A 13944-nucleotide genomic window follows, 5' to 3' on the forward strand; every position below is an offset into this window, starting at 1 on the left:
GCGGGCGGAGTTCCGCACCCCTACGGGAGCTGTTTCACCTTGTCGACGACGCCTCGGGTGAGCAGGGCCTCGCCGCTGACGGCGGCACCGGCCTTCAGTACGTCGCAGTGGCGGCTCGGGACGGTGAGATTGACCGTGGTCTGCCCCAGGTAGCTGAGGTTCTTCTCGCTGAAGATCAGCTCGGTGCGGGCCTTGAAGGGACGCAGTCCCATGCCCTTGTCCGCATGGGGCCCGGTCGTGACGGCCACGCCCGGCCGGTCCGCGACGTCCTTGACGCCGTGCCGGACGGTGAGGCCCGGGATCCGGGCGGCCGCCCGGTAGAGCGCGGCGCTGGTCTTCGGCGGCAGCAGGTAGTCGCTCAGGATCTCGCGGACCTGAGCGAAGGCCGCCCGGTCGTCGGCCGGCTTGCCCGACCGCTGCTCGCCGGGCTCCAGGTCGTAGAGCCGGCGGTACATCGCGTCGGGGTCGTCCGGCAGCTCCTCGCCCTCGCGGTAGGTGGGGTACGGCAGGGTGTCGGGCCTGCGTGGCGGGATCTTGAACTCCGTCACCATGTCGTTCGCGGCCCACTCATGGCGCAGCCCCTCCCGCTTGCCGTCGACCGAGTTCCAGATCTCCTGCACCCCGTGGGGATAGCCCTCGTCGGTTGTGGCGCAGTCGTCCGGCCAGCTCGTCCCGGGGTCCATCTTCCAGTGGTAGTCCTCGCGCTTGGTGTACACGAACTGGTCGTCGCGGACCTCGGGGGCGGGCTGCTTCTCCGCGGCCTCGGCCAGCCGCTCGAAGAACGGGGCCGCGCTCTCGGTCGCGGGCTCCGGCCGTGGCTTGTCGCCGCCGTCGCCGCCGTCGCGGGTCACGGTGAGCCCGACGACCACGGCGACGGACAGGGCCGCGGCGATCGCGGGCGCCACGAAGGCGGGGCGGCGCCACGGGCTGCGTACGGGCTTGGTCTCCTGGCGGATCTCGCTCATCAGATGCTCCCGAAGGTCGCGGTGGCGGCCCGGCGGGAGGTTCCGGTCGTGGGGGGACGGAAGCTTGCTCATGAGTTCCCCTCCTGAATGGGCCCGGCCACGGAGTCGCGGCCACCTCTGACCTGTCCGCGCCCCGCCCCGAGTTCCGCGGCGAGCTTCTTGCGGGCCCGCGAGAGCCGGGAGCGCACCGTGCCGACCGGGATGCCGAGTGCTTCGGCGGCCGCCGCGTAGTCCAACTCGCCCCAGACGCACAGCGCGAGCACCTCGCGCTCCGGGCGGCGCAGCCTGGCCACGGCGACCCGGACCGCCTCCAGGTACGCCAAGTCGTCGATCCTGCCCGCCAGTTCCTCGGCGAAGTCCGGCACCGGCTCGGGCGCCGGCAGCCGCTCGACCGCGGCCGAGTGGCGGCGGGCGGCGCGGCGGGTGTTGCGGGCGACGTTGGTGGCGATGCCGAGCAGCCAGGGCCGCAGCGAGCCGCCGTCCTCGTCGATCCGCTCGCGCAGGCGCCAGGCCTCCAGGAAGGTCAGCGAGACGATGTCGTCGGCCGTCGTCCAGTCCCCGGTCAGCCGGTACGCGTGGTTGTAGACGGAGCGTGCGTACGCGTCGAAGAGCTGCCCGAAGGCGTCGGCGTCCCCCGTCCGTAAGGAGGCGCGCAGATTCGTGTCCACGACTACCTTCCTGTCCGTACGACGAAGGCCGGTTCCCGCGAACGATCGCGGAAACCGGCCTTCTTCAACAGACTGCCTTCTTCAAAAGACTCCGGGGCGGGTCAGAACCCCACGACGTTGAGCGCCATGCCCACATCGGCGTAGCTGTGCTTGCCGCTGAGGAAGATGTTCACGCCGTAGTAGTTCCACAGCCAGGTGGCGAAGGCGAACAGCGCCAGATAGGCGGCCTTGCGGCCCTTCCAGCCGGCCGTGGCGCGCGCGTGCAGGTAGCAGGCGTACGCGACCCACGTGACGAACGACCAGACCTCCTTGGGGTCCCAGCCCCAGTAGCGGCCCCAGGCGTCGCCCGCCCAGATCGCGCCCGCCATGATCGTGAAGGTCCACAGCGGGAAGACCGCGGCGTTGATGCGGTACGAGAACTTGTCGAGCGAGGCCGCGGACGGCAGCCGCTCCATGACCGAGGTGGCGAAGGTGCCGGGCTTGCCGCCGCCGGCCAGCTTGGCCTCGTACGAGTCGCGGAACAGGTAGAGGACCGTGCCCACCGCACCGACGTAGAAGATCGCGCCGCAGATGATCGCGGTCGACACGTGGATCCACAGCCAGTACGAGTCGAGCGCCGGGACCAGCGGGGCGCTGTCCAGGTAGAGCCACTTGGTGGCGATGCCGAGGTCGAGCAGGACCGTGGTGACGAGGATCAGGCCGAGCCAGCGGATGTTCTTCTTCAGCGCGAGGAGCACCAGATACGCGCCGACCGCCACCGTGGAGAAGGTGAGGGAGAACTCGTACATGTTGCCCCAGGGCGCCCGCTGCACCGAGACGGCCCGGGCCACCACGCCGCCCGCCTCGACGAGGAAGGCGAGGACGGTGAGGGAGATGGCGATCCGGCCGTACATGTCGCCCTGCTCGTCACCGCCGTGCGCGCCGGGGCCGTCCGGGACGTCCCGGGTGCCGGACGCGGAGCGCGTGACGACCTTGGGGCGCTCCATGACGGCGGTGCCCCCGCCCTTCTGCTTGACCTGGACCTGCACCGCGGAGGCCGGGGCCGCCTTGCCGGTGAGGGCGGCGGCGGTGCGGCCGACCTTGCTGCGGCTACCGAAGATCCACTCGGCGATGTGGGCGAGGAAGGCCAGGGTGTAGACGGCCATCGACGAATAGACCAGCACATTGCTGATGTTCGCCATGCTCTCGTTGGTGGCGGCGAGATTCACTTCCCAGCCCCTTCGGCAGGAACGACATCGGGTTCATCTGATTCTTCGGGCTCGGGCTCAGGCTCGGGCGCCGTCGGCGCCTCGGCGTTGAGCAGGGCTGCCAGCTCGGCCAGTTCCTCCGGCAGCTTGGCGGACTCGGCCCGGCCGAGCCCCGCCATCTCGACGACGGTCACCCCGTCCGCGCCGCGCGAGGCACGCACCCAGATCCGGCGCCGCTGGATGAACAGCGAGCCGACCAGACCGGCGAGCGCGGCGGCCGCGCCGAGCAGCGCGAGGTCGTTGCCCGGCTGCTGGGAGACCTGGAAGGTCGCCCACTCCTTGAGCTCCTTCTCGTACGTGATCGAGCCCGCGCCGTCCGGGAGTTCCATGGTCTCGCCGGGGACCATGCGCTTCTTGAGCAGGTCCCCGTTCTTGTCCTTGAACTCCTTCATCTTGTCGGTGTTCAGCTGGTACACGTTCTGCGGCAGACCCGAGTCCATGCCCAGGCTGCCGAAGCTCCCGTGGTACGCGGAGAGCGCGAGCACCGGGTAGTCGGCGGCCGGGAACTGCGAGAACATCTGGCCCTTGCCGTCGCCCGCGAAGGTCGGCACGAAGAAGGCGTTGAAGCCGAGCTGCTCCTTCTCGCCCTTGGCGTTGCGGTAGCCGTCGGGCACCTTGATGGCGCCGGTGGACGTGGCGTTGGAGTCGATCGGCAGCAGCGGCACGGCGCCGGTGAAGACGACCTTGCCCTTGCCGTCCTTGACCGTGACGACCGGGGCGAAGCCGTGGCCGATGAGGTAGACCTTCGAGCCGTCGACGATCAGCGGCTTGTTGACCTCGACGACGGCCTTCTTGTCCTTGCCGTCCGCGCCCTCGGCGTACCTGACGTGCGCCTCGTAGGTGCGCGGGGTGCCCTTCTGCGGGCCGTTGCGCTCGTACGTCGCCACGAACTTGTCGAGCTCGAAGCTGAAGGGCGCCAGGTCGTCGATGTCGAAGAGGCTGCCCGACTTGAAGTTGTCGTACTGCGTGAGGGTGTTGGAGAAGCCGCCGCCGGCACCCTCCACGACCAGCTTGCCGCCCTCGGACTTGAAGAGCTGGCCGACGGCGAAGGCCACCAGGATCACGATGAGCGCGATGTGGAAGAGCAGATTGCCGGCCTCGCGCAGATAGCCCTTCTCGGCGGCGACCGCATTGCCCGTGGCGTCCGCCCGGAAGCGGCGCTTCTTGAGCATCGCGAGGGCCGCCTCGCGGACCTGCTCGGGCTCGGCCTCGGTGCGCCAGGTCGCGTACGCGGGCAGCCGGGTGAGGCGGCCGGGGGCGCGCGGCGGGCGGCTGCGGAGCTGGCCGACGAACTGCCAGGTGCGCGGCACGATGCAGCCGATGAGGGAGACGAACAGCAGGATGTAGATCGCGGAGAACCACACCGAGCTGTAGACGTCGAAGAGCTGCAGCTTCTCGTAGATCGGAGTGAGCGTCTCGTGGGCCGCCTTGAAGTCGCGGACCTTGATCTCGTCCACGCTGGTCTGCGGGACGAGCGAGCCGGGGATCGAGCCGAGCGAGAGCAGGAAGAGCAGGATCAGCGCGACCCGCATGGAGGTCAGCTGCCGCCAGAACCAGCGGGCCCAGCCGATGACGCCGAGGGAGGGGCCCGCGGCGGGCGCGTCCTCCTGGGGGGCGGTGGACAGCTGGGACCCTGCGGCGCCCAGCTCTCGCTCGTCGGTTTCAGATTGGCTCATGGGTCAGATCCCGGGGGTGAATTCGGAAGTCCAGACCTGCATCTCGGCGACGATGCGGTCCCAGGCTCCGGTGACGAGCAGCAGGCCGGTCGCGATCAGCATGATGCCGCCGATGCGCATGACCCAGACATAGTGCCGCTTCACCCAGGCGAAGGCGCCGAGCGCACGACGGAAGGCGACGGCGGCGAGTATGAACGGCAGGCCGAGGCCCAGACAGTAGGCGACGGTGAGGGTGGCGCCGCGGCCCGCGCTCGCCTCGTTGGAGGAGAGCGCCATGACCGAGGCGAGGGTCGGGCCGATGCACGGGGTCCAGCCGAGGCCGAACAGGACGCCCAGCATGGGCGCCCCGAGCAGGCCGGTCACCGGCCGTTTGTGGAAGCGGAACTCGCGCTGGGTGAAGAAGGGCATCGCGCCCATGAAGAACAGGCCGAGCAGGATGGTCAGCCCGCCGAGCACCTTGGAGATGACCTCGCGGTGCTCGAACAGGGTCGCCCCGAAGCCGCCGAAGGCCGCGCCGAACGAGACGAAGACCGCGGTGAAGCCGAGCACGAACAGCAGGGCACCGCCCGCCATCCGGCCCCGCTTGGCCTCCTCCAGGTCGGCGCCGCTGACCCCGGTGACGTACGACAGATATCCCGGCACGAGCGGCAGCACGCACGGCGAGAAGAACGAGATGAGGCCGGCGAACAGCGCGATCGGCAGGGCAAGGAGGAGCGCCCCGCTGAACACGGTCTCGTTCCGTCCGAACTCGGCGGCGAGTGTCTCAGCCGCTGGTGCGATGTGCACGGCCGGTCACTTCTCCGCGATCAGCGGGTCGATCATCTTGTGCAGATGCTTGTCGTTGACCCCGCCCAGGGCGCGGGCCGCGATCTTGCCGTCGCGGTCGATGACGAGGACCGCGGGGATGCCCTGCAGGCTCAGATTGCCCTTGAAGCGCAGGATCAGCTTGCCCGCCGGGTCGTAGAAACTCGGGTACTCGACGCCGAATTCCTTCTCGAACTCGATGGCCGGGCCCTTGTTGGGGTCGCGGGTGTTGATCCCGACGAACTCCACGCCCTGGTCCTTCATCTCCTTGGACAACTTGACGTAGTACTTCGCCTCGGCACGGCACGGCGGGCACCAGGAGCCCCACACGTTGACGACGACGACCTTGCCCTTGTACGCGGAGCTCGACGTGTCGAGCCGCTTGCCGTCCAGCATCTCGCCGTCGAGGGTGGGCGCTTCTTTGCGGTCGGCCTTGGCGACCGTCTCGATGCTGTCCTTGCCCGAGACGAAGTTGCTGTTCCCGGACCCTCCCTGGGTGCCGCCGTCGCCGCTGCAGGCAGCGAGAGTGAGCGCGGCGACCGCGGCTCCCGCGGCGAGCAGGGTGCGTCGGAGGGCAGGACGACTAAGGCTCATGTGAAAAGTTTCGCATGTCCGTTTGGGGGATCTTGGGCACCCCCCGAAGTGCGCGGAACGCCCAGTTCAGGCCGCGTTCTTCCAGCCACCTGCGGGCTTCTGGCCGACGTCGAGCGACTGCAGCGCGGTCAGGACCTTGGGGTCCTGCACATCGAGCCAGTCCACGAACTGCCGGAAGGACACCAGGCGTACGTCCTTTTTGTCCGCGATCTTCTTCATGGCTTCCTCGACCGCATCCATGTAGATGCCGCCGTTCCACTGCTCGAAGTGGTTGCCGACGAAGAAGGGCGCCCGATTTGTCGTGTACGCCCGCTCGAATCCGGCCAGATACGACTCGGCCGCCTGCTTGCGCCAGCCCGGGTAGTTGGCGGGCGGCGCCTTCGTGGAGTTCTGCGACTGGTTGGCCAGGATGTTGTAGTCCATCGAGAGCACCTCGAAGGAGTGCCCGGGGAACGGCATGGCCTGCAGCGGCAGATCCCACACGCCCAGCTTCTTCTCGGGCCAGCGCTGGCGGCCGCCGGGCGAGGAGGCGTCGTAGCGCCAGCCGAGCTCGCGGGCGACGGGCAGCAGGTTGTTCTGGCCGAGCAGACACGGGGTGCGGCCGCCGACCAGCTCCTTGTCGTAGTCGAAGGGGAGCGGGGGAAGGTCCGTCCACCCCGTGTTCGTACGCCACTTCTTGACGAAGGACTTGGCCTGGTCGATCTCGCTGCGCCACTGCGCGGACGTCCAGTTGGCGACCGAGCCGGTGCCGGCGCAGAAGTGCCCGTTGAAGTGCGTGCCGATCTCATGACCTTCGAGCCATGCCTGACGGACGTACTTCAGGGTCTCCTTGATGTGGTCGTCGGTGAGGTAGCCGATGTCGGACGCGCCCACTGCGTTGTTCGGCGGCTGGTAGAGGCGCTTCTTCGACTCGGGCAGCAGGTAGAGCCCCGAGAGGAAGAAGGTCATGCGCGCGTCGTGCTCCTCGGCGAGCTTGAGGAAGCGCGGGAACAGCCCGTTGCCGACCTCGCCCGCGCCGTCCCAGGAGAAGATCACGAACTGCGGCGGGGTCTCGCCGGGTTCGAGGGGGACCGGCTTCTTCGGCTGCTTCGGCTGCTTCCCCGTGTACGAGGTGGAACCGTCACCGATCGGTTTCCCGTCCTTCTGGGCGCCGGGGTTGCCGACCGGCTGGGTGTCGTGGGTGTTGTCCCCACCCGTGGAGCAGCCGGCCACTCCGGCCGCCGCGACTCCAAGTCCCAGCCCGAGAGCTCCCCTTCGAGTGATTTGGCGCATATCGTCCCCTTTTCCGCGCTTCGCCCCATACAAGTTGGGCGCCCCGTTAGAGGACGGGACGAACACGGAGGTTCCGGGAACTTCTGCAAATTTTAAGTTATTTACGAGCGAAGGGGTCGGACACCTGCTAGGTGCCCGACCCCTTCGGTCTGTGCTCGATGTGCGGCTGCGCCCCGCCCGGTGTGCGGCTACGCCCCGAACGCCTTGTCCTTGCCCTTCACCGGCTTGGCGCCGGCCAGCAGATGGGACGGGACGAGATCGCGGGCCGGCTCGGTGTACCCGACCGACACGATCTTGTCGCCGCGGTAGGTGAACGTGGTCAGCGAGGCGAGCGTGCACTGCCGCTTGCGCGGGTCGTGCCACAGGCGGCGCTTCTCCACGAAGGAGCGCACGATCCAGATCGGCAGCTGGTGGCTGACGCAGACCGCCTCGTGCCCGCGCGCCGCGTCCTTCGCCGCGTCGAGGGCGCCCATCATGCGGACGACCTGCTCGACGTACGGCTCGCCCCAGGACGGCTTGAACGGGTTGACCAGGTGCTTCCAGTTCTCCGGCTTCTTCAGCGCGCCGTCACCGACGCCGAAGGTCTTGCCCTGGAAGACGTTGCCCGCCTCGATCAGGCGCTCGTCCGTCGCCAGGTCCAGGCCGTGCGCCTTGGCGATCGGCGTGGCCGTCTCCTGGGCGCGCTCCAGCGGGGAGGCGACGACATGCGTGATGTCGCGGCCGGCGAGGTGGTCGGCGACGCGGTCGGCCATCTGCCGGCCCAGCTCGGAGAGGTGGTAGTCGGGCAGGCGCCCGTACAGGATCCCCTCCGGGTTGTGCACCTCGCCGTGACGCATCACGTGGACGACCGTGAGGTCTTCGTTCGTGCTCATGCGGTGGCCTCCGCGGCGGCTCGGGCGGCCGCCGGCAGGGCATCCGCGATGTGCTGGATCGCCCGCTCGTCATGGGCGGTCGAGACGAACCACGACTCGAAGGCGGACGGCGGCAGATACACCCCGTCGCTCAGGAGCGAGTGGAAGAACGCGGTGAAGCGGAACGACTCCTGCGCCTTGGCCTCGTCGAAGTTGCGCACCTCGTTCTCCGTGAAGAAGACGGAGAACATGTTGGACGCGGTCTGCAGCCGGTGCGCGACACCCTCCTTGGTGAGCGCCGCGGTGACCAGTGACTGGATCTGCTTCGACACGGCGTCGACCTTGGCGTACGCGGCGTCGTCGAGCAGCCGCAGCTGGGCGAGGCCCGCGGCGGTCGCGATCGGGTTACCGGACAGCGTGCCCGCCTGGTAGACCGGGCCGGCCGGGGCGAGGTGCCCCATGACGTCCGCGCGGCCGCCGAAGGCCGCGGCCGGGAAGCCGCCGCCCATGACCTTGCCGAAGGTCATCAGGTCGGGCTTCACCCCGTCCACGCCGTACCAACCGGCCTTCGACGTACGGAAACCGGTCATCACCTCGTCCGAGATGTACAGCGCGCCATCGGCCGCGCACAGGTCCTTGAGGCCCTGGTTGAAGCCGCCCAGCGGCGGCACCACGCCCATGTTCCCCGGCGAGGCCTCGGTGATCACACAGGCGATCTCGCCGGGGTGCGCGGCGAAGGCCTGCCGCACCGCGTCCAGATCGTTGTACGGCAGCACGATGGTGTCGCCAGCCTGCGCGCCGGTGACCCCCGGAGTGTCCGGAAGCCCGAACGTCGCGACGCCCGAGCCGGCCGCCGCGAGCAGCGCGTCCACGTGCCCGTGGTAGCAGCCGGCGAACTTCACGACCTTGGCGCGGCCGGTGAAACCGCGGGCCAGACGGATGGCCGACATCGTCGCCTCGGTGCCGGACGAGACCAGGCGGACCTGCTCGACGGGCTCGATCCGGGCCACGATCTCCTCGGCGAGCGCGACCTCGCCCTCACCCGGCGTACCGAAGGAGGTGCCACGGCCGACCGCCTCCTGGACGGCGGCGATGACCTCGGGGTGCGCGTGGCCGAGGATCATCGGGCCCCACGAACACACGAGGTCGACGTACTCGCGGCCGTCGGCGTCGGTCAGGTACGGACCCGTACCTGACACCATGAAACGGGGCGTACCCCCCACAGCGCGGAAAGCGCGCACGGGAGAGTTCACGCCGCCGGGCGTCACGAGGGACGCGCGGTCGAAAAGCGTCTGCGAAACTGGGGCGTCATAGGGAAAGCTCACACATGCCATGGTGTCAGAGCCTTCGGACATCCTGCGGACAGGTGTTTCACCGCACGTTTCGTCGTGCGGCCGTGGGGGAGGTCACTGACACGATGATCGGGTTGCGCGGTTGGGGCCGCGAGTGGTCGGGTGGAGATATGCATCGCGGTGGCGGACTGGGCGAGGGGACCGACGGTCAGGGTGCCCTCGGACCGCGACGTGCCCGCAGGGGGAAGCACCGGCGAGACGAGCAGGGCCTTCCTGAGGAGCATGCGCCCACGCAGGCGCAGTCGGCGGCGGAAAGCAGGAGTGGCCGAGTGGGGGTGACCTACAAATACTTCGGCGCTCCCGACGGGGCCACCGCGGCCCGGGTGCCGATTTCCATGCGCCCGGAGGAGCTCGGCGGTGACGAGCTCGGCATGGGCGGCATGTTCACCAAGATCAAGCCGGAGACGATGGCCGCGATGGTCCTCACCGGCATCGAGGGCATACCCCTGCACAAGGTGCCACCGCTCGAACTGGTCGTCCTGCACCCGGACTACGCGGTGGTCAAGCTTCCGATGACGGTCGTCGACCCCTTGCGGGGGATCGGGGAAGAGGCGGTCGGGGCGGCCGCGTTCATCTGGTCGACGGTCCCGGACCGGGGTGGGCCGCGGGACGCGTTCAACGTGTACCAACTGCTGCACGAGTGGCAGGACTTCAGCCATCGGTTGCACGAGGCGGGGCATCAGCCTTACTGCTTGGTCTGGCCTTAGTTTTCAGCCCGTCCGGCGTTTGAGGACAGAGTCCGAAGGCCGATTCGGGGGTCCGGGGGCGCAGCCCCCGATCTTCTACGCAGGCCGGGCAGCCCGCCCGCCCTTGATCCCGGCCAGCCGCTTACGCATCCTGTTCCGCACTGAATAGGGCGACATGGCCAGCTGGCGACAGCCCTCGCACCAGACGTCGGACTCCTTCGCCGCCCGCGACGCCGCCGCCGCGTCATCGAAGAACAGCGGGTCACCCTGGTGGGTGAGGCACTCGACTTCATAACGGTCCGACCGCCCGGCCAGGGCACCCGTGTCGCGCATGCGGACCTGGGCCCCGGTGTCGCGGCGGCTGAACACCCGCCCCGTGGCGTCCAGTTCGCGCACTTCCCGCTCGGCGTCCCGCACCGCCTCATGATGGGCGAGCACCACGTCCGGGTCCGGCGCGAGGGCGTCGGCCGCCCTGGCCCGCATCTTGTCCAGCGCGGTCTCCACGCGGCGGGCGCGGACCTTGGCCGTCGCCGCGAGGCGCCTGCGGCGGGAGCCCTTGTGGTCCCGGGTACGGCCCGGGGCTATGCCACTGCTGTCGCTGCCAGTGTTCATGACGTCACCGTAAGGCGGTTCCCCGCATCCGGCATCACCGAGCCCCTGACCTCGCTAGTTTCGCCGGGACGCAAATAGATGCTACTTTCGTCATGGCGCAAATAAGGCCCCCGACCTGGGCGGCTCGCGTCCATCATGCCCGTGCGATGCGAGGAGGTGTTCGGGAATGAGTCCCGACCGAAGTCCTCGCCGCACCTGCGGCGACCGGCCGGCCCGCTGACCCTCTCCGGGTAGCCCCGCGCCCTGAATTCCCCCCGCGCCACACCTGACGGCGCCCCCATGACGGCACCCCCATGTCCGCACCCGCGGTCGTGCATGCCCGCACCCGCGGTCGTGCCGGGGCCCCGCCATGCCCGAAACCCCCTTCCCCTCTCCCAAGGAATGCCTAGAAGGAGCTCTCTGCCATGACCATGCTCACCCCGCCCAAGCTCGCCCCACCGGGCCAGGGCACCCGTCCCCGCCGCGAGCGCAAGGCCGCCGAGCTGGAGACCCGTACCCGTCTCGTCGGCGAGAAGCTGGCCGCGTACAGCGCCAAGCCCGCGAGCGATGTCCTGACCGAGCTGAAGGCCGACCGCAGCGGACTGCACCAGGCCGACGTCCTGGACCGCCAGGAGGACTTCGGCCCCAACGTCGTCGCCCAGGAGGGCGCCCCGGCCTGGTACGTCCAGCTCGCCAAGGCCTTCGCCAACCCGTTCATCGGCATCCTCGTCTTCCTCGCTGCCGTCATGTACTGGCAGGACCCCGCCGACCCGGGCGTGATCATCCTGTCCGCGATGGTCGTCATCAGCGGGCTGCTGCGGTTCTGGCAGGAGTACCGGTCGGGCCGGGCCGCCGACGCGTTGAAGAAGCTGGTCACCACCACGTGCGCCGTGCAGCGTCGCAGCGGCCGCGGGCACCTGCCGACCACCCTCGAGATCCCGATGGACCAGGTCGTCCCCGGCGACCTGGTGAAGCTCGCGGCCGGCGACCTCATCCCCGCCGACCTGCGCCTGATCACCTCGAAGGACCTCAACGTCAGCCAGGCCGCCCTGTCCGGCGAGTCCCTGCCGGTCGCCAAGGCCGACACCCGCACCAACGACCAGGGGCAGCTGGCGACCAGCGACCCGGTCGAGGCCGACAATCTGTGCCTGATGGGGACGTCCGTAACATCCGGTACGGCGACGGGAGTTGTGGTCGCCACCGGCTCGGACACCTACTTCGGCTCGATGGCCGGCTCGCTCGTCGGTGAGCGGCCGCAGACCAACTTCGACACCGGCGTACGGAAGGTCAGCTTCCTGCTGATCCGCTTCATGCTGGTCATGGTCCCGGTCGTGTTCGTCGTCAACGGCATGACCAAGGGCGACTGGAACGCGGCGTTCCTGCTCGGCATCGCCGTCGCGGTCGGCCTCACCCCCGAGATGCTGCCGATGGTCGTCTCCGCCAACCTGGCGCGCGGCGCGGTCGCCATGTCCAAGCAGAAGGTCGTCGTCAAGCGGCTCAACGCGATCCAGAACCTGGGCGCGATGGACGTCCTGTGCACGGACAAGACGGGAACGCTGACCGAGGACCGGATCGTCCTCGACCGCTACCTCGACGTACACGGCAAGGAAGACACCCAGGTCCTGGAGTACGGGTACCTCAACTCGCACTTCCAGACCGGGCTGAAGAACCTCCTGGACCAGGCCGTCATCGACCGCATGGACGAGGCCGAGGAGGTTGTCGTCGACGCTCGGTTCTCGATGGTCGACGAGATCCCCTTCGACTTCGCCCGCCGCCGGATGTCCGTCGTCCTCAACCGGAACGGGCTGCTCGGCGACGTCGGCCGGCCCGAGCACATCATGGTCACCAAGGGCGCGGTCGAGGAAGTCCTCGACCTGTGCACGCACATGACGGACCGCGGCGAGCGCGTCGAGCTCAGCGACCAGCTGAAGTGGCACGTCACGCGGGTCGCCGAGGACAACAACCGGCAGGGGCTGCGGGTCCTTGCCGTCGCCACCCGTACGCTGCCGACGCCGCGCGACACGTACACCGTGGCCGACGAGGCCGAGCTCACCCTCATCGGGTTCCTCGCCTTCCTCGACCCGCCGAAGGCCGACGCCCAGACCGCGCTGCAGGGTCTCGCCGACAAGGGCATCAAGGTCAAGGTCGTCACCGGCGACAACGACCTGGTGGCGGCCCGGGTCTGCGCCGATGTCGGCATCGACGTGGGCCGGGTCGTCATGGGCGCCGACATCGACGCGCTCGGCGACGCAGAACTGCGTGAACTCGCCGCCCGCACCACGGTGTTCGCCAAGGTCAACCCCGTACAGAAGGCGCGTATCGTACGAGCGCTGCAGGCCGAAGGACACACGGTCGGCTTCCTCGGCGACGGCATCAACGACGCCGCCGCGCTGCGCGACGCCGACGTCGGCATCTCCGTCGACACGGCCGTGGACATCGCCAAGGAGTCCGCGGACATCATCCTGCTCGAGAAGGACCTGACGGTCCTGGAGCGGGGCGTGATCCAGGGGCGTACGACCTTCGGCAACACCATGAAGTACATCAAGATGACGGCCTCCTCGAACTTCGGGAACGTCTTCTCGGTGCTCGTCGCCTCCGCGTTCCTGCCGTTCCAGCCGATGCTCGCGATCATGCTGCTCGTGCAGAACCTGGTGTACGACATCGCACAGCTGGCCACGCCCTGGGACCGCATGGACGAGGAGTACCTGCGCAAGCCGCAGAACTGGGACGCCAAGGGCATCGGCCGGTTCATGGTCACGATCGGACCGGTCAGCTCGATCTTCGACATCACCACCTTCCTGGTGATGTGGCACATCTTCCAGGCCAACACCGTCGGGGACGCTTCGCTGTTCCAGTCCGGCTGGTTCATCGAGGGGCTGCTCTCGCAGACGCTGATCGTCCACATGATCCGCACCCGGAAGATCCCGTTCATCCAGTCGCGGGCGTCCTGGCCGGTGATGGTGATGACGGTCCTGGCCATGGCGACGGGCATCTTCCTGCCCTTCTCGCCGCTGGCCTCGGCGCTCGGCTTCGTGCCGCTGCCGATGAGCTACTTCCCGTGGCTGATCGGGACGCTGCTCGCCTACTGCGCGCTGACGCAGCTGGTGAAGACCTGGTACATCAAGAAGTTCCACACCTGGCTGTGAGCGATATGGCCGCTCTTGCGATCATTCGCGTGTTGCGCGCGATCCGCCTGCTGCCGGCCTTGGGTCGCAGCTGACCCCGGAATCCCGGACCA

The 13944-nt window shown here is 68.9% G+C and carries 12 protein-coding genes; 2 read left to right on the forward strand and 10 right to left on the reverse strand.

What is annotated here, in order from left to right:
* Positions 1–20 precede the first annotated feature (20 nt).
* From OG430_RS21720 to hemL, 9 genes are all read right to left on the reverse strand, one after another.
* Positions 21–1037 (reverse strand): CU044_5270 family protein, encoded by a 1017-nt coding sequence (locus OG430_RS21720; RefSeq protein ID WP_327354219.1) that lies wholly within the window; start codon positions 1035–1037, stop codon positions 21–23.
* Positions 1034–1633, reverse strand: coding sequence for an RNA polymerase sigma factor (locus OG430_RS21725; protein WP_327354220.1), 600 nt, complete (start codon positions 1631–1633; stop codon positions 1034–1036). The genes OG430_RS21720 and OG430_RS21725 overlap by 4 nt, the downstream gene beginning before the upstream one ends.
* Before the next feature lie 101 nt (positions 1634–1734).
* Entirely contained in the window at positions 1735–2841 is a 1107-nt protein-coding gene (gene ccsB, locus OG430_RS21730; protein ID WP_327354221.1) for a c-type cytochrome biogenesis protein CcsB, read from the reverse strand.
* A complete protein-coding gene (gene resB / locus OG430_RS21735) occupies positions 2838–4556 on the reverse strand; it encodes a cytochrome c biogenesis protein ResB (RefSeq protein WP_327354222.1) in 1719 nt (572 codons plus the stop codon). Before resB ends, ccsB begins: the two co-directional genes overlap by 4 nt.
* Before the next feature lie 3 nt (positions 4557–4559).
* Positions 4560–5342, reverse strand: coding sequence for a cytochrome c biogenesis CcdA family protein (locus tag OG430_RS21740; protein WP_327354223.1), 783 nt, complete (start codon positions 5340–5342; stop codon positions 4560–4562).
* A gap of 6 nt (positions 5343–5348) precedes the next feature.
* Positions 5349–5954 carry a TlpA family protein disulfide reductase gene (locus OG430_RS21745; RefSeq protein WP_327354224.1) on the reverse strand — a complete coding sequence of 202 codons (606 nt, stop codon included), beginning with the start codon at positions 5952–5954 and terminating at the stop codon, positions 5349–5351.
* Positions 5955–6020: 66 nt separating this feature from the next.
* Positions 6021–7226: a hypothetical protein gene (locus tag OG430_RS21750; protein WP_327354225.1), complete on the reverse strand. Its 1206-nt coding sequence runs from the start codon at positions 7224–7226 to the stop codon at positions 6021–6023.
* A gap of 188 nt (positions 7227–7414) precedes the next feature.
* Complete coding sequence (locus tag OG430_RS21755) at positions 7415–8098, reverse strand: histidine phosphatase family protein (protein WP_327354226.1); 684 nt, start codon at positions 8096–8098, stop codon at positions 7415–7417.
* Positions 8095–9411 carry a glutamate-1-semialdehyde 2,1-aminomutase gene (gene hemL / locus OG430_RS21760; protein WP_327354227.1) on the reverse strand — a complete coding sequence of 439 codons (1317 nt, stop codon included), beginning with the start codon at positions 9409–9411 and terminating at the stop codon, positions 8095–8097. The genes OG430_RS21755 and hemL overlap by 4 nt, the downstream gene beginning before the upstream one ends.
* Before the next feature lie 128 nt (positions 9412–9539).
* Here hemL and OG430_RS21765 point away from each other — a divergent pair, with 128 nt between their 5' ends.
* Entirely contained in the window at positions 9540–10136 is a 597-nt protein-coding gene (locus OG430_RS21765) for a hypothetical protein (protein ID WP_327359181.1), read from the forward strand.
* A gap of 75 nt (positions 10137–10211) precedes the next feature.
* Here OG430_RS21765 and OG430_RS21770 read toward each other — a convergent pair whose 3' ends face one another.
* On the reverse strand, positions 10212–10727 hold the full coding sequence (locus OG430_RS21770; RefSeq protein WP_327354228.1) for a hypothetical protein: 516 nt from the start codon (positions 10725–10727) through the stop codon (positions 10212–10214).
* A 404-nt stretch (positions 10728–11131) separates the two neighbouring features.
* On the opposite strand from OG430_RS21770, the gene mgtA reads away from it, so the two are divergent.
* Entirely contained in the window at positions 11132–13852 is a 2721-nt protein-coding gene (gene mgtA / locus OG430_RS21775; RefSeq protein ID WP_327354229.1) for a magnesium-translocating P-type ATPase, read from the forward strand.
* Positions 13853–13944 lie beyond the last annotated feature (92 nt).

Source organism: Streptomyces sp. NBC_01304, assembly GCF_035975855.1.
In the GTDB taxonomy this organism is placed as follows: domain Bacteria; phylum Actinomycetota; class Actinomycetes; order Streptomycetales; family Streptomycetaceae; genus Streptomyces.

What these genes read in the sequence shown, in the direction of transcription:
- OG430_RS21745 (WP_327354224.1), bottom strand. Translation starts at nt 5,954, where the DNA reads ATGAGCCTTAGTCGTCCTGCCCTCCGACGCACCCTGCTCGCCGCGGGA.
- OG430_RS21720 (WP_327354219.1), bottom strand. Translation starts at nt 1,037, where the DNA reads ATGAGCAAGCTTCCGTCCCCCCACGACCGGAACCTCCCGCCGGGCCGC.
- OG430_RS21765 (WP_327359181.1), top strand. Translation starts at nt 9,540, where the DNA reads ATGCATCGCGGTGGCGGACTGGGCGAGGGGACCGACGGTCAGGGTGCC.
- resB (WP_327354222.1), bottom strand. Translation starts at nt 4,556, where the DNA reads ATGAGCCAATCTGAAACCGACGAGCGAGAGCTGGGCGCCGCAGGGTCC.
- mgtA (WP_327354229.1), top strand. Translation starts at nt 11,132, where the DNA reads ATGACCATGCTCACCCCGCCCAAGCTCGCCCCACCGGGCCAGGGCACC.
- OG430_RS21755 (WP_327354226.1), bottom strand. Translation starts at nt 8,098, where the DNA reads ATGAGCACGAACGAAGACCTCACGGTCGTCCACGTGATGCGTCACGGC.
- hemL (WP_327354227.1), bottom strand. Translation starts at nt 9,411, where the DNA reads ATGGCATGTGTGAGCTTTCCCTATGACGCCCCAGTTTCGCAGACGCTT.
- OG430_RS21770 (WP_327354228.1), bottom strand. Translation starts at nt 10,727, where the DNA reads ATGAACACTGGCAGCGACAGCAGTGGCATAGCCCCGGGCCGTACCCGG.
- OG430_RS21750 (WP_327354225.1), bottom strand. Translation starts at nt 7,226, where the DNA reads ATGCGCCAAATCACTCGAAGGGGAGCTCTCGGGCTGGGACTTGGAGTC.